The organism is Streptomyces diastatochromogenes (assembly GCF_002242805.1).
In the GTDB taxonomy this organism is placed as follows: Bacteria; Actinomycetota; Actinomycetes; order Streptomycetales; family Streptomycetaceae; genus Streptomyces; species Streptomyces diastatochromogenes.
This window is the reverse complement of sequence record NZ_MCGQ01000012.1, coordinates 67,013-83,213: the sequence shown is the minus strand read 5'-3', so window position 1 is coordinate 83,213 and position 16,201 is coordinate 67,013. Positions and strand designations below refer to the sequence as shown.

Genomic DNA, 16,201 nt, shown 5'->3' with positions numbered 1-16,201 from the left:
AACACCCGGAACAAGGGGTGGAAATGCCGTGCGCGGAGCCCATCGGTGCCGGATCATGGCGGCATGTCTGCGAACCCACACGACGCACTGCCGATCCGGCTCCACGTCGACGACTCCGACTCGCCGTCCGACGTCGTCGACGCGCTGTTCCTCGGCCGCTTCGCGACGGGCGAGCAGCCGTACTCGCACGCGGCGAACATCGACCGGGTGCGCTCGGGCGCGACCCTGCTGCCGGAGGAAGCCCGGGTGCTGCGGGTCGCCCGCGACGACGACCGCAGCGCGACCCTCGCGGAGGGCGACGGCTGGACCCTGCTGATCTCCCGCTGGAACCGCGGCGCGGACGTCACGGTGACCGCGACCACCGCCGAGCTGGCGAAGACGGTCCTCGACCGGGCCACGGACGGCGCGGCCGACGAGCCGGAACCGCAGCCGGAGAACGTGACCATGGGCTTCTGGTACGTCTCCCCACGGCGCGGCCCGCACCGCACCACCCGCCAGATCTCCGCGGGCACCTGGGACGAGGTCCGGCCCAACTACACGGCCCCCGTGGCGGACGCGATGGACCGCCTGATGAAGACGACCCCCGAGGACATCGCGGGCCGGCTGCTCCTGCTGCACGGCCCGCCCGGGACCGGCAAGACCTCCGCGCTGCGCACGCTCGCCCGCTCCTGGCGCGACTGGTGCCAGGTGGACTGCGTGCTGGACCCGGAGCGGCTCTTCTCCGACGTCGGCTACCTCATGGACATCGCGATCGGCGAGGAGGACAGCGCGGGCAAGGGCCGCTGGCGGCTCCTCCTCCTGGAGGACTGCGACGAGCTGATCCGCGGCGAGGCCAAGCACACCGCGGGCCAGGCCCTGTCCCGGCTGCTCAACCTCACCGACGGCCTGCTCGGCCAGGGCCGCAACGTCCTGGTCGGCGTCACCACCAACGAGGACCTGGAGCGCCTGCACCCGGCCGTGGTCCGCCCCGGCCGCTGTCTGGCCCGTATCGAGGTGGGCCCGCTGACCCGCGGCGAGGCGGTGAACTGGCTCGGCAGCGAGGCCGCGGACCGGGAGGAGGGCATCGGCCGGGACGGCGCGACCCTGGCCGAGCTGTACGCACTGCGCCGGGGCACGGCGCCGACGTCGGTGCCGGGGGCGCGGGACGGGACGGACGCGGGACTGTATCTGTAGCCGGAGGCTGCCGTATCCGTAGCCGGTCGCCGCTGTTTCTGTAGCCGGTGGCTTTCGGTGCTTTGATGGAGATATGAGCCTGTTCGTCGGCACGTCCGGGTGGCAGTACAAGGACTGGCGGGGGGTTCTGTACCCGGGCGACTGCCCGACCCGGCTGTGGCTGGAGGAGTACGCGACACGCTTCGCCACGGTGGAGATCAACAACGCGTTCTACCGGCTGCCGACGCGGGAGAACTTCGAGACCTGGCGGGAGCGGGTGCCGGACGACTTCGTCGTGGCGGTGAAGGCCAGCCGGTACCTCACGCACATCAAGCGGCTGAAGGACCCCGAGGAACCGGTGCACCGCCTGATGACCCACGCGGCGGGCCTGGGCGACCGCCTGGGCCCGGTCCTCCTCCAGCTCCCGCCCACCCTGCGCGCGGACCCGCCCCTGCTGGACGCCTGCCTCGCCTGCTTCCCCTCCGGCACGAGGATCGCGGTCGAACCGCGCCACGACTCGTGGTGGACACCCGAGGCGCGCACGGTCCTGGAGTCCCGGGGCGCGGCCCTGTGCTGGGCGGACGTCCAGGCCCACCCGGTCACCCCGCTGTGGCGCACCACCGACTGGGGTTACGTCCGCTTCCACGAGGGCCGCGCCCAGCCGTGGCCGCGCTACGGCCGACGCTCCCTGGAGACCTGGGTGGACCGCATCGCGACGACCTGGTCCGACGCGTGTGACGTGTACGCGTACTTCAACAACGATCCCGGCGGAGCTGCGGTGGAGGACGCGGTGACGTTCGGGAGGGCGGCGACGAGAGCGAGTCTTACGGTGACCCGCACGCCGGGCGCGCTTTCAGCACACCCTTAGCCACCCGTCACTCCCCATAAGCCGCGCGCAGGGCATCCCGCACCCCGGCCAACGCCTCATCCTCGGTGAGCCCCAGCCGCCGCACCCGCTCCACGTATGCCTGCGCAGCCAGGGACGCCTCACGCACCGCGGCCGAGCCGGCGGCAGCCACGAACGTTCCGTTGCGCCCCCGCGTCTCGATCACCCCGTCGCTCTCCAGGGCCCGGTACGCCTTGGCCACCGTGTTCACCGCGAGGCCCAGCGACTCGGCCAGCCCCCGCACGGTCGGCAGCCGGTAGCCCACCGGCAGCGCCCCGGACCGCGCCTGCTCGGAAATCTGCGCCCGCACCTGCTCGTACGGCGGCGCGCTGTCATCGATATGGATCTTCAGGCTCACAGGGCCGATTGTCCCGTACCCACGGGAAAATCAGAGGCACCCCCGGCTCCTCTCCCCGTACGGTGCCTGCTCATGACTGTGATCGTGCGCGACCTGCAGCCCGACGTCCAGGCCGACACCGAGGGCTTTGCCCGGGTCCGCCATCTCGCCCTCCCGTACATCCTGTTCACTTCGGACTCCGTCCGCCACATGCTCACCAACAGCCACCCCGACGCCCACTTCCGCTCGCTGATCGCGGTCGAGGACGGCGAGGTGATCGGCGCGGCCGGGGTCTCGCTGGCGCACGACAGCACAGAGCCGGGCCAGGGGTACCTCAACATCTATGTACGCCCGGACCGGACCCACCGCGGTGCCGGCCGGCTCCTCGCCCGGGCCGCCGAGGAGCATCTGGCCGCCGTGGGCGCGACCAAGCTGTACACCTGGGTCCTCGACGAGCCCGCCAACCGCGCCTTCGCCGAACAGCACGGCTACACCCAGGGCCGCCCCGCGCACTTCCTCCGCCTCGACCTGGCGAACGGTGCCCTCCCGCCGCTCCCGGAGATCCCACCGGGCGTGGAGCTGCGCACGGCCGCCGACTTCGCGGACGACCCGCGGCCGCTGTTCGAGCTGGACGCGGAGACGGTGTCGGACGAACCCGGTGAGATCGACATCGAGTTCACGGACTATGACGCCTGGCTGGAGCAGTCGTGGCGGCACCCGCTGCTGCACCCCGAGCTGACCATGGCCGCGGTCGTCGACGGCCGCCCGGTCGCCTTCAGCGTGGCCTACACCGACGGCGCCACCCGCTACTCCACCGCGATGACCGGCACCGCCCGGGCCTACCGCGGCCGCGGCCTGGCCAAGCTCGCCAAGATCCACTCCCTGCACCGGGCCCGCGCCGCCGGCCTCACCGAGGCCTTCACGGGCAACGACGCCGGCAACGACCCGATGATCGCGATCAACAAGTGGCTCGGGTACGAGATCTGCGCGACGGAGGTGCGCTATGTCCGCGAACTCGGCTGAGACCGCGGCCCGGGTGGAGGTCGTCCTGGTCAAGGGCGGCCGTACGAAGATCCGTTATCCCGCGGAGCTGCTGGCCGACGACGGTGTGCGCATCTCCGTCCGCGCCCCGTGGGCGGGCGAGGGCGCCCGCGACTTCGGCTTCGTGCGCTTCGAGGCCGGCGACGTGTTCACCGAGCACTACTGGCGGGACCGCTGGTACTCGGTGAAGGAGGTCCGGGCCGGCGACGGCACCGTCAAGGGCTGGTACTGCGACATCACCCGCCCGGCCGTCCTGTCCGGCACCGAGCTGGTCGTCGAGGACCTCGACCTGGACCTGTGGCGCTCCGCCGACGGCACGGACGTACGACGTCTGGACGAGGACGAGTTCGCCGAGAGCGGGCTGGCGGAGACGGACCCGGAGGCCGCGTCCGCCGCCGTCGCCGCCCTGGACGAACTGGAGGCACTGGCCCGCGAGGGCGACTTCGAGAAGCTGCTGGCCTGAGCCTCCGAGGGCCCGCCCGGCTACACCGTCGCGACCACCGCGTACCGCTCGTCGTCCACGGCCTTCCCCCACAACACGGGCTCGTCGGACAGCCGCTGCACGCGCACACTCCCGGCGACGGGCTCCAGGAGGGCGGTGAGCCGGTCGGCGGGTATGCCGACCGGGGTGAGGGTCCCCCAGACGCCCTCGACCAGCACGAATCGGCCTCCGGGACGCAGGAGCGTGCGCCAGTGCCGCAGGACGCGCGCGGGGTCGGGCAGCGCCCACAGCACATGCCGGACGAGGAGGACGTCGTACCGCTGCTCCCCCACCGGCGGAGCGGCGGCGTCCCCGTGCAGGACCACCGCGTCGCGCCCGGCGAGCTTGGCCCGGGCCCGCTCGACCATGGCCGGCGAACTGTCGACCCCGGTCACCCGGTGCCCCTGCTCGGCCGCGAGGAGCGACAGACTGCCGGTGCCGCAGCCGAGGTCGAGAAGGTCGGCGGGGCGCTCGGGCAGCCAGGACCGGAGCAGGGCCGCCCAGGCGGCCCTGACCTCGGGCGCACGCAGGCCATGGTCCGGCTCGTCATCAAAGGCGGCCGCCTCGGCGTCCCAGTCCACCCCGGCACCCACCGCAACCAAGTGCTCACTCTCGTTCGTCATTCCCCAAGAGTGACACCCGCCACTGACAGTCCCGACGTGACAGCCGCCACTGACAGACCGGCACCGATGAGGAACTCTCGCCCAAAGGGTCTACCTCCGTGACACCACGGATCCAGGTGGGCACTGAAGGAGGCAGCCATGCGCCGCATGACCGTGCAGAAGCCCCTGAAGAGGACCGACAGCCGCCGGATCCGCGAAGAGGCGGAGGAACGCCCCGCGGGGCGTCCGGAGGTGCGCAAGGACATCGCACGCACCTGGTGGCCGGACGCCTGACCGGACCGGCCCTTTCCCGTGTCAGACCAGCCGTTTCCGGTAGTGGATGCGGTCGTACGGCCCGTCCACGCGCCGCTCCACGACCTCGTAACCGAACCTCGGGTAGATCTTCTGGTTCTCCCACATCAGCGCGTTCGTGTAGAGCCTGACCTCGGGCAGACCGAGCGCACGCGCGCGTGCGTCCACGAACTCCAGCAGGCGCCGCCCCGCCCCCGTGCCGTGCGCGTCGGGATGGACGGCGATGCTGTCGAGGAACAGATGGTCCTCGTACGCCTCGACGACGACGAGCCCGATCACCGGCTCCCCGACCACGAACACCCTGCCCGCGGCCACGTTCGCCCCGTGGTCCGCCTCCATGGGCTGCGGCACCACCCCGATCCGCTCGATGTAGTGGTGGTACGCCGCGTCGGTCACGGCCTTCACGGCCGGCACGTCGGCGTTTCGGGCGGGCCGGATCTCGTCGTTCGTCATACCGGGAACGCTATCTACCTCAGCGGAGCCTGAGCACTCGCTTAACGCCACCGCAAGAGCCCAAAGGCCCCTCGGAACGGCTTTCGCCCAGCTCAGAGGCAGGCCTTTGTGGGCTCCTAGTCCTCGGGAGCCAAACCCGGCCTGCTTGAGAAGGGTCCGGAAGTTCCGGCACAGGTTCAGAGCACTGCGGAGTTCGCCTTTCTCCGTCGGGAAGACGAGTCGCTCATCGGTCCACGGAAGTTCAATGCCCCGTAGACGGGCCGCTCATGAGCAGGCGCCTCGTCGTATGCCCTGTTGAAGATCCGGCTTTCCCAGCGGCACCGGCCACCGCCTCGATACGCGGTCAGTCCACCGTTGCTGGTCCCAGTGACGAACTGCGAGTGGTAGACGCCGCCCTCAGCCATGGCGTCCAGGATCGGCTTGCCGTGCAGCATGCGGTCCGGGTGGAAGTTGAGAAGGGGATGTGTCCTCTTCGTCTTCATCCTCGTCGCCCTCCCAGGCAGGCAGCCCTGGTTCGTCCAGTTCGCCCGTCAGCCAGGCCACCGACGTGTCGAGGAGCCCGCCGTCCAGCCGGGCCTGGTTGTGGTTACGCGGCCAAAGCACTAGAGGCCACTCATCCGCTGGCCCATCGACAAGCCAGCAGAGGAAGTCACCGCCGGGCGACATGGCGAAGGGAAGTATGCCTCCGGCCTCAGGCCATGCGGGGAACGGGTACCTCTCCGGGAACTTCCCCTCGAGTTCCCGGTAGCCGCCGGCCATGCGCGGCCCTCCGTCCATCAATCCGACGGGGCCGTCGTCCAGCGGTGCCCAGAAGCCCAACCAGTCGCCCCAGGCGCAAACAGCGCCGACAGCCCTCAGCGGCCCTCCCCCTGACATCCACTGCTGACATCAACGACGTCGGACGGTGGCGTACTAGAGCACCCTGTCCGGTCGGCACGGCGACGGGAGATAGCGCCAGGGCCAGCCCCGAACCGAACTCCTAAAGCGGTGATCGCTCGACCCACCGCTGCAGGCGGGCGCAGGCCACCAGTGCGCTGCCGTCTTCGGTGAAGTAGAACAGGAAGGTCCATTTCTGATCGGCGGAATCGATCATCCCTCCGCGCACCGGCCGGCGATGCTCGCGGAGGAGCTGCACCATTCGTTCCAGCCCAAGAGGTTCGACTCCGCGCAGCCGCATGCGCCGAAGTCGGAGTGCGAAGACCCCAGCATGCTGCTCTGCGGGATGCGTCGTATCCCACACGCTGTAGGTGGCGCCGCTGCGGAGGGCGGCCAGAGCAGCTGCGGACGCCTCGTCGTCACCGGCCAACAGCTTCTCCAGCACATGCCGTTCCATGGTCACCCCCACCGGGATCTTGCGGTTCTTTGCTGTCTGGACCTGCCTAAGCGTCTCGCGCCCGGTGCCCCCTCGCCCGGCTGGTCAGCCGTCGCGTTGCGCTGCCCTCGGACATCCGATCCAGCCCGACCGCCACTTTCCTCTGCCGTTCAAGATCCGAGTGCTGATACATCAGCGCGGCCCGCTCCGAGGAGTGGCCGGCGCGCGCCATCGTGTCCTTGAGCGTGGCACTCGGCTGTATCGCATCCCCTGAGGAAGATGTATCCCAAGGCCCGGCGCGTCATCGGATGCGCCGGGCCTTGGGGGCGGGCGGCCTCAGCTGGTGAAGGTGAAGTACTTCCAGGAGCCGTGCGTGGTCGAGTTCACGGTGTCGTTCGAGGAGTTGTTGATGTAGGACGACCGCACGCGCATCGAGTAGCCGGTCTGGTGCGTGCCGCCCAGTTCCACCACCGACTTGCCCGTGGAGTCGAGCTTGAAGTACTGGGACCCCGCCGACCGCCAGGCGCCGGCGGAGTAGATCTGGAACTCCAACCTCTGCGAGCGGCCGGGGTAGGCCGTCATCGTGGTCGTGAGAAGCGGATTGGTCGTCTTCCGGAAGTAGTACTTGGTGTGCCCGTTGACCGTGGCCGTCTTGTAGTAGCGGCTCAGGCTCAGCGACACCCTGACCTTCGCGCCCACCCAGCTCGTGGCCGTCTTCGGGGCGGTCCGCGCGTCGCCGGAGAAGGACGCGCTCACCGTGGTGTCGCGCTTCAGGGTCAAGGTGACCGACAGGTTGCCCCCGCTGTTGACCGTGCCGGTCTTGACCAGGTACTTGCCCTTGCCGTCGCCCGCGGTGTCCGCGTAGAGCGAGAGCGTCCGGTTCTTGTACGTCGTGCCGAGGTGGGCGGTGAACGTCACGTTACTGGCGTAGGCGTAGAGGTTGCCGTTCTTGTTCACGGTCAGGGTCGGGGAGTTCCGGGAGACCTCGACCGTGTCGGAGGCGGAGGCAGCCGTGCGATCGGCGCCGCCAGCATAGGAGACCTTGTACGTGACCTTGCCGCCCGCGGGCGGGATATCGGTGAAGGAGAAGGTCCCGTCCGCCTTCACTGTCGCGGCCGGGAGCGCCTTGCCGTTCGGGGACTCCAGGTCCGTTCGGGTGACCGCGACGGTGGTCCCCGCGGGCAGCCCGAGCGTGTTCGTGACCTTGCCGGAGACGGTCAGCGACTTGGCACGGTCGGCGGTCGCCGGGGCGTTCGCCGTGACGGTGGTGACGGCCTTGCTGGGGTCGGTGACGACGCGCAGGCGGTACCTGTTGGAGAGACCGTGTGTGACCGCGAAGAGTCGGCTGCTGTCGGGCGCGAAAGCGAGGTCGCCGTGGTCGAGCAGGGCCTCTTGGGCGACTCCACCCTGTTCGTCGGTGAAATTGGCGGTCCGCCTCGGGGCCGTGCTACCCGGCTTGTAGATGGACACATGAGGGAGGTCGAAGGAGGCGTAAGTGTCGGTGCCCACCGCGACGAGGCCGTCCGGCGCGACATCCACCGACCGTTGTTCCCAGTAGCTGCTCGGATACCTGATGGTCTCCGACAGGTCCGAGGTCCGAAAGACCTGCTGGAAGTCGCCTGCTGTGGTGGCCACCACGAGCTCTGTGCCGTCCGGGGTGAGCGCCAGGTCCTCCGCGGTGTTGCCGATGGCCGCGTCCTGCCCGCCGAGGAACGCGGTCCGGCCGGCCGTGCCGGACGACACGTCATAGATGCCGAGGGTGAAGTAGTACTGGCGCGAGCCGGCCGCCAGGGTGTCGGGAGCGCCGGGTACCGAGTCCAGCAGGGGAGCGTCGTTCCACGTCCCCTCGGCCTCCTGGGCGAGCGAAACCTGCGTCTGCCCGCCGGACAGGTCGAGAGAGCCGATGTTGCCGTGACCGACGCTGCCATAGCCGAACCAAAGTTTGCCGCCCGCGAGCGCCAGGTGCTGCGGATCTGTGCCGTCACCCGTCGCGTACCGCCCAGTCTCGGTGAGCGTCGCCGTGTCGATGGCCACGATCTCATCAGTTCCTGGCACGGCGACGTAGACCGTTGCCGAGTCGGCGGAAAGCTCCAGGCCGTCAGCCTGCGGCAGCGAGGTGATCGTCCCGATGACGGTGCCGTTGTAGTCGGTGGCAACGACCTTGCCTCCCGACGGGTCACTGATGAAGACCCGCTGGTGAACGCCGTCCACGATGATGTCGCCACTGGACGTGATGGGCAGCGCGGCGCTGCTGTCGGCGACAGCAGGGCCCGCGGCCGACCCGATCAGGGCGCCAGAACTGAGAGCGACCGCGAGCGCCGTCACGGCCGAAATGCTGCGCACACGCACAGTGATGCAACCCCCACTAGGAAGACAAGACTGCCCACAAGACCCCTGGAGCCCCTTCAGGGTTGCACGGCACACCCGCGCAAGTTTCCGCAGGTCCCACGGGATGCCGCCCAGGAGCCGAGCACCTTCTATGGCAGGCGCGCACTCGGTATGGCTCGGTCCAACGGTGGTGAGTGTCCAACTGCGTGACACCGCTGGCGAACAGCCCTGGACAAGCGCGGACAGCGGCGGACCATCGCAGCAGGTCAGCGGCACACTCGCCCTACTTAAGCCCTCTTCGGGTTGCCTCGAGACGAAGAGGTCGCCATCGAAAGAGGCCCCCTCCATGTGGCCTGTTTGACGCGTGCATCCTGGCAGCATGACGAATCCCGGCGGCCCGTATGTCAAGGTGCACTTCCGGCTTGAGATAGAGGACGACTGACCTCCGGCCTCGGTGGAGAGTTTGTGGGCGATCGACCAGGGTGACGGCACCGTGCAGCTCGACAACATCCCCTGGTTCATCCGAGGCATCGCCTGCGGCGGCGTGGTGGTCACGGAGCCCGACGAGGAAGGCGTGCGATGGGCCGGCGAGGTGGTTCGGCGTTCGGAGAACTGCACCATCCGCCTCATCGTGTTCCGTGACGGCGGCTCGGGAGCTGCACGGCAAAGCGTGATCAACGCGTTTCAGCAACTTGGCGTCGACGGCGAGGGCATAGAACGGTTCGGCATGGTGGCCTGGCCTGTGGCTAGCCGCGTCGGCCGTCCCTAACGCCAGTGGCCGCGCGGCCGCGTCGGACGATTGCGGTCCTGTACGTGCCGGGCGGGCAGGACGCGTGACTGCTCGGGTGAACGGGCGGCTCGCACCTCTTTGATCATTGCGGCAACACCCATCATGAGGGTGCCAGCACCCGATACCCCGGCGATTGCCAGAGCCCAGACGGCGGTGGGATCTGTTGACGATCCCTGCCCGCCCGATGCGCCGCCGCTACGCCCGAAACTTAGGGTGAGTGCGAATGCAAGCGCCGCAATGCAGATCACCAGAGCCACAAGGGCCGCGGCCAACAGTCGGTGCGCGGAACGGACTGAAGCTGGGCGTTGGGTAGGCGGTGCGTTCTGCCGCCAGCCCTCCCACTCGGGACGATTCGGCACTCGGCTCACCCCACTCCGCTCGGCTGCGGCCTTGCCGACCAGCAGCGCACAGGCAGAGGACGGACACAGCTCCAGGTTCCTCCCGCACATCTAGTCAGGCGCCATCTCCTTCGGCCTGGTCACCGTTCCGATCAACGTGGTCAGCGCGACCGAGGACCACAGCATCCGCTTCCACCAGTACCACCTGGAGGACATGGGCCGCGTCCGAGCCTCAGGCGGGGCGGATCAGGCGGCAGCTCGGACATGTGTTCGGTTTAAGCGCTCCGGGCATCCCCGGTCGACACAGCCCTGAGTGCGACTGGGCAGCTAGTGACGGAGGAGCCACCAGAGGCCTCCTGCAACGAGCGTAACGCGCCCGAGCCCCTACACCCAGACGCTACGTTCATCAACCCACCCGCTGCTCAACACACCACAGACGACCCCAACTCACACCCCCACCAACCCCGCCAGAACCACCCCACCAGCCTTCTCAACCAACCAACAACACCCCAGGTCAATCGACACCTCGCCATCACCCGAATGGACGCACCCAAATGGCGGTACTACGCCTGGCGACTCTACGGTCGGTTCAGATCTCGGTTCCGAGACAGGTGGCTAGCCAGGGAGGTCAACCATGAACCGACTTCGCACCCTCGCCATCGCGGCCGCGCCCGCGGCATTGCTGATCGGCCTGGCGATTCCGGCTCCCGCCGCGCCCGCGCCGAAGGCGCCGACGACGCCGAACGCCAGCTGCTACACGCCGCGGGCTGACCAAGTGCTCACTGCCCAGGAAGGCATCAAGCTCGCCACCGCCTGCAAGGCTAAGAAGTCTGACCCCTCGTGGCACTGGATGGGCAACTACGGCTCGGTCTACGACGTGGTCAACGTCGCGAACAGCAGGGGCGTCGGCGTCGGCGGGCTGGTAACGATACCGAATGCCAGCGGCGGCGGACTGATCCCGACGTTCATGTACTACTGAACAGGCGGCTAAGAGCGTCCGCCGGTAGGTCATGAACGCGGCGGAGTGGCGGCACGGCGGGCAGTCTTCTGCTGATCATGGAGTTGCTTACGTTCTGTGATCCTGGGAGCAGACTCGTGCCCGTCGTGCCTGCGTCCACCATCGACCCGATCCGCGCCGAGTTCCTGGCCCTGTTGCCGGATCGTGAGGTCGATCACCGGCTTGGGTGCCACAACCCGCCGATCCCAGACGCGATCGTCTTCGACGAGCCAGCACTTGAGTTGACCTGTGGCGGTGGGTGTGGGATTTGAACCCACGGCAACTCGCGCCACGACGGTTTTAAAGATCGTGGACTATGTCTGGGGCGGAGCCGGCTTGATCCGTTTCTGCAGGCCGGAGCTCTACCCAATCGGTCAGCGCGCCCCAGATGAGCGCGATCGAATAGCACGCTTCGTCACCGTCACCCCCTGGCCACCCGAGACTAGCGAGACACAAGATCTCCAACGCCGGGTCGTACGGTGAAGCATCGCCAGACGCTGCCGACTAGCCGCACCTCAGTCCTCTTGGTCCTCGACCATGCCGATCGCGAAGGGGAACGACTCCAGGAACTCGCGCCGTGCAGGGTCCTGCTCCGCTTCGGCCAGGTCCGCGAGCCCCTGCAAGAGCCGTTGGCGTTGATCTGGGGGCAGTTGCAGGAGCACCCAGCCCACGCTCTCCAACATCTTCACCGCGGAGTCGGGATCCACTTCATCGTCCCCGCAGCTCTCCAGCCACCACACGACGTCGACGAGCAGGCTGGTGAGTGTCTGCGCAAGCGGACCCCTGTCAATCATGCGGGCAACTTAGCCGAGCCCTATGACACCGCCTCATGGGTCGGTGAGTGTCTAACTGCGTGACAACACCCGCGCACGCGGCGGACACCTGCGAACGCCCATGGATGGTCACCGCAGGTGAGAAGCGCCCTGGCCCAAGGTGGAGCGCCTGCTCAAGTTGCTTCGGGACGAAGAGGTCGTAGGTTTCGCTGCTCAATACGGCCGCGGAATCTCGTGCTCTTGCAGCGCATCCTCGTAGCGCGTCAGCAGGGCGTCGAGGCCCGCCAGGAGAAGGCCGGCGGAGTCTCGGGCCTCGGCCAGGTCGCCGCGCTCGCACGCCTCCACCACCTCGGCCAGATCGCTGCGGAGGATGCGAAGGGAGTCGCCCTGGATGAGTACGCCGGGGAACCTCCGCCCGGACAGGCGAACCACGGCGTCGTTGCCACCGTCAGTGAACAGCTCTGCCTCAACGCGCTCCATCACGCCATCCAACCTGACGCCACCAGCTGACATCAACGGCCGTGTAGGCAGGCGGTCTTGGGCGACCGCGAACGCTGGACCAGCAAGAGCGCCAGGGCTCCATGCAAGCCTTCCGATCGAACTTACAAGGCGGTGATCCCGCAGTTCCCCGTATGGCACGATCCTTGCCGTGGAGTGGACGACGCTGGTCGGGACGGGACTTGGGGCTGTACTGGGAGTGGGGGCCACCTTGGTTGGCGAACATGTGCGTTGGCGGCGCACCACCAGGGACAACAGGCTCCAAGACCGCCGGAACTTGTACGTGGACTGTCTCGTCTCCCTTCGAAGGGCGCACGAAGCCATGCGGTTGGCAGCTGACGAAGATCATGCGAGTCCGCAGGCCAGAGCGGCTAAAATCCGACAGCTATTCCAGGCGTCGGGATGTGATGAGGCACGTGAACGGCTGATCCTCACAGCAACCGACGCGGTGATGTCAGCGATCGACGCGTCATATCACTCGCTGCGAGAGGTACGCGAGATACTTGCTTCCGGTGGCACGCTGACCTCAGCGAGCTACCAAACGGCAAGGCAGGCACATGGAGACGCGACCCGAGCTGCTCGTGTCGTTCTTCGGCGTGAGCTGAGTGCACTGGACATCTGACCTGGTACTCCTTCTGATGGCTGCTTATGTGCTGCGTCCAGACGAAGCCAGGGATGCACCTTCTAAGCGCCTCCGCCCTCGCTCGGGAACTAGGCGGATCGCCGAGCATCGGGGAGCTTCGACACCTCTCGGAAGCAGGTGACGTGGGGCTCCCCACCCCTCCTTCCTGAGCCCCCAGTTAGCCCCGCCTTAACGCCACCATAAGGATCTCCATCCCCCGCCCCCAGCAGGCGATTTCGCGGTTTCTTGGGGCTAGCTTCTGATCGCCCCCACGGGATTCAGCCCATCCCCCGAGGACCGTTCCGAGGAGTTCCCCATGTCCGCACGCCGCAAGGCCGCCGTCGTCGCCGCCCTCGGCAGTACCGCGCTCGCGCTCTCCGTCGGGCCCGCCTCCGCGCACGGTTCGATGGGTGATCCGGTCAGCAGGGTGTCGCAGTGCTACGCGGAAGGTCCGGAGAGTCCCAGGTCGGCCGCGTGCAAGGCGGCGGTCGTGGCGGGCGGTACGCAGGCGCTCTACGACTGGAACGGCATCCGTATCGGTGATGCCGCCGGACGGCACCGGGAGCTGATCCCGGACGGCAAGCTGTGCAGCGCGAACAACGAGGAGTTCAAGGGGCTGGACCTGGCCCGCGCGGACTGGCCGGCGACGAGCGTGCGCAGCGGGTCGTACACCTTCAAGTACCGTGTCACCGCCCCGCACAAGGGCACCTTCAAGGTGTACGTCACCAGGCCCGGGTACGACCCGGCGAAGCCGCTGGCCTGGGGGGACCTGGATCTGGGGCACCCGGTCGCGACGGCCACCGACCCGGTTCCCTCGGGCGGCTTCTACACCTTCTCGGGCGCCCTTCCCGAGCGCACGGGCAAGCAGCTGCTGTACGCGGTCTGGCAGCGCTCGGACAGCCCGGAGGCCTTCTACTCCTGCTCCGACGTCGACTTCGGCGGCGGTACGACGGGCGGCACCGCCCCCGCCCCGAGCGCCTCCGCGCCCTCCGACGAGCAGATCGCGGACGGTGCCGACAAGTCGACGATCGAGCACCACGGGCACGGGGACGACGACGCGAGCACGTCCGCGAAGCCGTCCACCACAGAGCCCGTGGCCCCGGCGACCCCGGCCAACGAGCCGAAGGCCGCCGGGACTTCGGAGAACCTCGCCGAGACCGGCGCCTCCACCGGCACCTCGTACGTCGCGATCGGCGGCGCGGCGGCGCTGGCGCTGGGTTCGGCAGTGCTGTTCATGTCGGTGCGACGGCGTGCCGCGGGCGGCCGGCACGGGCGGTGATCCAGGACTCCGGGGCCTGTCCGGCGGCTCAGGTCGGACAGGCCCCGGCGGCGCGTCAGCTGAAGGCCGACGCGCAGGTGGTGGCCGTGGCGTGGGACGGGTCGAGGGCGTTGGCCACCTCGTGGAAGGCGATGCGGTCGAAGAGGCCGATCGCCACGTGCTCGGAGAGGTCGAGCGGGCACAGGTCCTGGAGCAGGACGTTGTGGACGTCCGAGCCGCTCAGGTACTGGTTGCGCCAGGGTGTGGCCACCTCGTCGTACTTGGTGGCGATGACCGTGTAGTGCACTCCGGGGACGGTGTCGCCGCCCGCGTTGAGCTTGGTGAGGAAGGCGGAGCCGGCGATCTGGTCGGCGAGGCCGGGGGTGCTGGCCTTGATCAGGTCCTCGGCGCCGGGGAAGTACGGCAGCAGGTTGGTGAGGCCGTCCAGGTCGGTGCCGTGGTTGTCGGGGGCGAGGCCGACGAGGGCGTTCACCTTGGCGGCCCCGCCGAGGAACTTCAGGTAGTAGCGGGGCATCATGCCGCCCTGGGAGTGCCCGACCAGGTCGGCCTTGCCGGCGCCGGTCGCGGTGAGCACCTTGTCGACGAAGGTGGACAGCTGCTCGGCCGACTTGTCGATGGGGCCGAGGCCGTAGAAGAGCGGGACGCCGGGCAGTTGGCCGTAGTCCAGGGAGTAGACGCAGTATCCGCGGGTCTTCAGATACGGAGCGAGGGACAGCCAGTTGTCGACGGAGTTGCCCAGGGTTCCGTGCACCAGGATCACCGGGCGGGGATGGGCGGTGGAGGGCTTGCAGGAGTAGTCGTTCCAGCCGCTGCTCGGAGCCGCGTCGGCGGCGTGGGCCGTGGCGGCGGGAACGGCGGCCACGGCGGCGGTCAGGAGCAGCGCGGCGAGGGGTCTGAAGACTCGCTTCCAGGGCAGCATCGTGTGATCTCCTTGCGGCTCAAGGGAGGTGCGACGGCCTAACCCTGTGATCCGGATCACGAGGATGCTGTTCACTCGTCAAGTTACGGGCGAGTAGCGCAGCTGTGAAGTTACGCGTCAGTAAAAACTTCCAGTGATAACCAGCGGCTCGTTCGGCAGCCGATGAACCGTCACCAGGCAGGCCTGATCGGACCGTAGGGCGCGATCCGCGTCAAACGCTCCCGCAACGCCCGCACTTCACCCTCGCCCAGCAGTTCGACCCACGCGCCCACGACCTCGGCCGCAGAGGCTTCCGCGGCCCGGGTGCAGGCCCACCCCTGCTCGGTGAGCACGACCAGCCGGGCCCGGGCGTCCTCGGGATGCGGACGCCGTTCGGCGTATCCCCTGCGTACGATCTCGTCCACCAGCTGACTGGCGGCCTGCTTGGTCACCCCGAGGTGTGCGGCGAGTTCGGTGACGGTGGCACCGCCCGGCGCGAGCCGCGCGAAGGCGAAGCCGTGGGCCGGCCGGATGTCCGCGAAGCCGCGGGCCACGACCCCGTCATGGATGCGCTGCGTGAGGTCGCCCGCTACGGCGAGCAGGGCGGCGGACAGGGCCATGGCTTCGGAGTTCTGCACGGAGGCATTGAAACACCCTTGACGAACTGGTCAAGCAGCTTGACCATATAGTCAAGCAGCTTGACCTCTTGAACGGAGACCAGCATGCCCGTAGTCCGCTCGTCCGAGGCCGTGACCCACGAGATCCACGGCGCCCGCTTCGTCTCGTACGCGACCCCCCTGACCGGGAGCAAGGAACTGTGCGCCTGGCGGGGCGAGATCCCCGCAGGGACCAAGGCACCCGCCCACACCGTCAACCGCGAGGAGATCTTCCTCCTGCTCATCGGCGAACTGCTGATCACCCTCGACGGCCGCACCGAACGGATCTCCGCCGGCGACACGGTGATCATCAACCCCGGCGCGACCCTGACCGTCGAGAACCCGACCGACCACACCGCGGCCTCCTGGGTCACCACCTCCGTCGGCCTCACGGCGGAACTGGCCGACGGCACGGTCATCACCCCGCCGTGGGCCAACTGACGCCG

General features: G+C 68.6%; 18 protein-coding genes and 3 pseudogenes. 10 read left to right on the top strand and 11 right to left on the bottom strand.

Annotated elements, in window-relative coordinates; all coding sequences use genetic code 11:
- Nucleotides 1-63 precede the first annotated feature (63 nt).
- Both BEK98_RS13405 and BEK98_RS13400 read left to right on the top strand, forming a co-directional pair.
- Nucleotides 64-1,173, top strand: a complete 1,110-nt coding sequence (locus tag BEK98_RS13405; RefSeq protein WP_094216717.1) for a DUF5925 domain-containing protein — start codon at nucleotides 64-66, stop codon at nucleotides 1,171-1,173.
- 73 nt (nucleotides 1,174-1,246) lie between these two features.
- The gene (locus tag BEK98_RS13400) at nucleotides 1,247-2,020 is read left to right on the top strand and encodes a DUF72 domain-containing protein (protein ID WP_094216716.1); all 774 of its coding nucleotides are present in this window, start codon (nucleotides 1,247-1,249) and stop codon (nucleotides 2,018-2,020) included.
- Between the two features lie 7 nt (nucleotides 2,021-2,027).
- Here the strand turns inward: BEK98_RS13400 and BEK98_RS13395 are convergent, their stop codons facing one another.
- The gene (locus tag BEK98_RS13395; RefSeq protein ID WP_094216715.1) at nucleotides 2,028-2,396 is read right to left on the bottom strand and encodes a GntR family transcriptional regulator; all 369 of its coding nucleotides are present in this window, start codon (nucleotides 2,394-2,396) and stop codon (nucleotides 2,028-2,030) included.
- A gap of 72 nt (nucleotides 2,397-2,468) precedes the next feature.
- Between BEK98_RS13395 and BEK98_RS13390 the strand changes: the two genes are divergently transcribed.
- Together BEK98_RS13390 and BEK98_RS13385 are read left to right on the top strand one after the other, a co-directional pair.
- Nucleotides 2,469-3,398 carry a GNAT family N-acetyltransferase gene (locus tag BEK98_RS13390; protein WP_094216714.1) on the top strand — a complete coding sequence of 310 codons (930 nt, stop codon included), beginning with the start codon at nucleotides 2,469-2,471 and terminating at the stop codon, nucleotides 3,396-3,398.
- Nucleotides 3,379-3,879 carry a ribonuclease FAU-1 family protein gene (locus BEK98_RS13385; protein WP_094216713.1) on the top strand — a complete coding sequence of 167 codons (501 nt, stop codon included), beginning with the start codon at nucleotides 3,379-3,381 and terminating at the stop codon, nucleotides 3,877-3,879. Before BEK98_RS13390 ends, BEK98_RS13385 begins: the two co-directional genes overlap by 20 nt.
- 20 nt (nucleotides 3,880-3,899) lie before the next feature.
- On the opposite strand, the gene BEK98_RS13380 is transcribed toward BEK98_RS13385, so the two are convergent.
- Complete coding sequence (locus BEK98_RS13380) at nucleotides 3,900-4,520, bottom strand: class I SAM-dependent methyltransferase (protein WP_094216712.1); 621 nt, start codon at nucleotides 4,518-4,520, stop codon at nucleotides 3,900-3,902.
- A gap of 138 nt (nucleotides 4,521-4,658) precedes the next feature.
- Between BEK98_RS13380 and BEK98_RS50845 the strand changes: the two genes are divergently transcribed.
- Nucleotides 4,659-4,793 carry a hypothetical protein gene (locus tag BEK98_RS50845; protein ID WP_094216711.1) on the top strand — a complete coding sequence of 45 codons (135 nt, stop codon included), beginning with the start codon at nucleotides 4,659-4,661 and terminating at the stop codon, nucleotides 4,791-4,793.
- Between the two features lie 21 nt (nucleotides 4,794-4,814).
- Here BEK98_RS50845 and BEK98_RS13370 read toward each other — a convergent pair whose 3' ends face one another.
- The 5 genes and pseudogenes from BEK98_RS13370 to BEK98_RS13350 all read right to left on the bottom strand — a co-directional run bounded on the left by BEK98_RS13370 (nucleotide 4,815) and on the right by BEK98_RS13350 (nucleotide 8,919).
- Nucleotides 4,815-5,264 (bottom strand): GNAT family N-acetyltransferase, encoded by a 450-nt coding sequence (locus tag BEK98_RS13370; protein ID WP_094216710.1) that lies wholly within the window; start codon nucleotides 5,262-5,264, stop codon nucleotides 4,815-4,817.
- Nucleotides 5,265-5,497: 233 nt separating this feature from the next.
- Nucleotides 5,498-5,746 (bottom strand): annotated as a pseudogene (locus BEK98_RS13365) (DUF3626 domain-containing protein); the annotation flags it as partial.
- 497 nt (nucleotides 5,747-6,243) lie between these two features.
- Nucleotides 6,244-6,585, bottom strand: a complete 342-nt coding sequence (locus BEK98_RS13360) for a hypothetical protein (protein ID WP_341868968.1) — start codon at nucleotides 6,583-6,585, stop codon at nucleotides 6,244-6,246.
- Between the two features lie 58 nt (nucleotides 6,586-6,643).
- A pseudogene (locus tag BEK98_RS51580) lies at nucleotides 6,644-6,826 on the bottom strand (tyrosine-type recombinase/integrase); the annotation flags it as partial.
- Nucleotides 6,827-6,912: 86 nt separating this feature from the next.
- On the bottom strand, nucleotides 6,913-8,919 hold the full coding sequence (locus BEK98_RS13350; protein ID WP_341868967.1) for a YncE family protein: 2,007 nt from the start codon (nucleotides 8,917-8,919) through the stop codon (nucleotides 6,913-6,915).
- 478 nt (nucleotides 8,920-9,397) lie between these two features.
- Between BEK98_RS13350 and BEK98_RS13345 the strand changes: the two genes are divergently transcribed.
- The 3 genes and pseudogenes from BEK98_RS13345 to BEK98_RS13335 all read left to right on the top strand — a co-directional run bounded on the left by BEK98_RS13345 (nucleotide 9,398) and on the right by BEK98_RS13335 (nucleotide 11,011).
- Nucleotides 9,398-9,673: a DUF4265 domain-containing protein gene (locus BEK98_RS13345; RefSeq protein ID WP_244201853.1), complete on the top strand. Its 276-nt coding sequence runs from the start codon at nucleotides 9,398-9,400 to the stop codon at nucleotides 9,671-9,673.
- 483 nt (nucleotides 9,674-10,156) lie between these two features.
- Nucleotides 10,157-10,261, top strand: a pseudogene (locus BEK98_RS49955) (Ku protein); the annotation flags it as partial.
- A gap of 405 nt (nucleotides 10,262-10,666) precedes the next feature.
- On the top strand, nucleotides 10,667-11,011 hold the full coding sequence (locus BEK98_RS13335) for a hypothetical protein (RefSeq protein WP_094216708.1): 345 nt from the start codon (nucleotides 10,667-10,669) through the stop codon (nucleotides 11,009-11,011).
- A 533-nt stretch (nucleotides 11,012-11,544) separates the two neighbouring features.
- Here the strand turns inward: BEK98_RS13335 and BEK98_RS13325 are convergent.
- Nucleotides 11,545-11,823: a hypothetical protein gene (locus tag BEK98_RS13325; protein ID WP_094216706.1), complete on the bottom strand. Its 279-nt coding sequence runs from the start codon at nucleotides 11,821-11,823 to the stop codon at nucleotides 11,545-11,547.
- 192 nt (nucleotides 11,824-12,015) lie between these two features.
- A complete protein-coding gene (locus BEK98_RS13320; protein ID WP_094216705.1) occupies nucleotides 12,016-12,282 on the bottom strand; it encodes a DUF6959 family protein in 267 nt (88 codons plus the stop codon).
- A 956-nt stretch (nucleotides 12,283-13,238) separates the two neighbouring features.
- Here BEK98_RS13320 and BEK98_RS13315 point away from each other — a divergent pair.
- Nucleotides 13,239-14,201 (top strand): lytic polysaccharide monooxygenase auxiliary activity family 9 protein, encoded by a 963-nt coding sequence (locus tag BEK98_RS13315; protein ID WP_094216704.1) that lies wholly within the window; start codon nucleotides 13,239-13,241, stop codon nucleotides 14,199-14,201.
- A 55-nt stretch (nucleotides 14,202-14,256) separates the two neighbouring features.
- Here the strand turns inward: BEK98_RS13315 and BEK98_RS13310 are convergent, their stop codons facing one another.
- Complete coding sequence (locus BEK98_RS13310; RefSeq protein ID WP_094216703.1) at nucleotides 14,257-15,120, bottom strand: esterase/lipase family protein; 864 nt, start codon at nucleotides 15,118-15,120, stop codon at nucleotides 14,257-14,259.
- A gap of 170 nt (nucleotides 15,121-15,290) precedes the next feature.
- Nucleotides 15,291-15,737 (bottom strand): MarR family winged helix-turn-helix transcriptional regulator, encoded by a 447-nt coding sequence (locus tag BEK98_RS13305; RefSeq protein ID WP_094216702.1) that lies wholly within the window; start codon nucleotides 15,735-15,737, stop codon nucleotides 15,291-15,293.
- Between the two features lie 84 nt (nucleotides 15,738-15,821).
- Between BEK98_RS13305 and BEK98_RS13300 the strand changes: the two genes are divergently transcribed.
- Nucleotides 15,822-16,196, top strand: a complete 375-nt coding sequence (locus BEK98_RS13300; protein ID WP_094216701.1) for a cupin domain-containing protein — start codon at nucleotides 15,822-15,824, stop codon at nucleotides 16,194-16,196.
- Nucleotides 16,197-16,201: the final 5 nt, after the last annotated feature.

What these genes read in the sequence shown, in the direction of transcription:
- BEK98_RS50845 (WP_094216711.1), top strand. Translation starts at nt 4,659, where the DNA reads ATGCGCCGCATGACCGTGCAGAAGCCCCTGAAGAGGACCGACAGCCGC.
- BEK98_RS13310 (WP_094216703.1), bottom strand. Translation starts at nt 15,120, where the DNA reads ATGCTGCCCTGGAAGCGAGTCTTCAGACCCCTCGCCGCGCTGCTCCTG.
- BEK98_RS13405 (WP_094216717.1), top strand. Translation starts at nt 64, where the DNA reads ATGTCTGCGAACCCACACGACGCACTGCCGATCCGGCTCCACGTCGAC.
- BEK98_RS13370 (WP_094216710.1), bottom strand. Translation starts at nt 5,264, where the DNA reads ATGACGAACGACGAGATCCGGCCCGCCCGAAACGCCGACGTGCCGGCC.
- BEK98_RS13390 (WP_094216714.1), top strand. Translation starts at nt 2,469, where the DNA reads ATGACTGTGATCGTGCGCGACCTGCAGCCCGACGTCCAGGCCGACACC.
- BEK98_RS13400 (WP_094216716.1), top strand. Translation starts at nt 1,247, where the DNA reads ATGAGCCTGTTCGTCGGCACGTCCGGGTGGCAGTACAAGGACTGGCGG.
- BEK98_RS13385 (WP_094216713.1), top strand. Translation starts at nt 3,379, where the DNA reads ATGTCCGCGAACTCGGCTGAGACCGCGGCCCGGGTGGAGGTCGTCCTG.
- BEK98_RS13315 (WP_094216704.1), top strand. Translation starts at nt 13,239, where the DNA reads ATGTCCGCACGCCGCAAGGCCGCCGTCGTCGCCGCCCTCGGCAGTACC.
- BEK98_RS13335 (WP_094216708.1), top strand. Translation starts at nt 10,667, where the DNA reads ATGAACCGACTTCGCACCCTCGCCATCGCGGCCGCGCCCGCGGCATTG.
- BEK98_RS13380 (WP_094216712.1), bottom strand. Translation starts at nt 4,520, where the DNA reads ATGACGAACGAGAGTGAGCACTTGGTTGCGGTGGGTGCCGGGGTGGAC.
- BEK98_RS13320 (WP_094216705.1), bottom strand. Translation starts at nt 12,282, where the DNA reads ATGGAGCGCGTTGAGGCAGAGCTGTTCACTGACGGTGGCAACGACGCC.
- BEK98_RS13325 (WP_094216706.1), bottom strand. Translation starts at nt 11,823, where the DNA reads ATGATTGACAGGGGTCCGCTTGCGCAGACACTCACCAGCCTGCTCGTC.
- BEK98_RS13300 (WP_094216701.1), top strand. Translation starts at nt 15,822, where the DNA reads ATGCCCGTAGTCCGCTCGTCCGAGGCCGTGACCCACGAGATCCACGGC.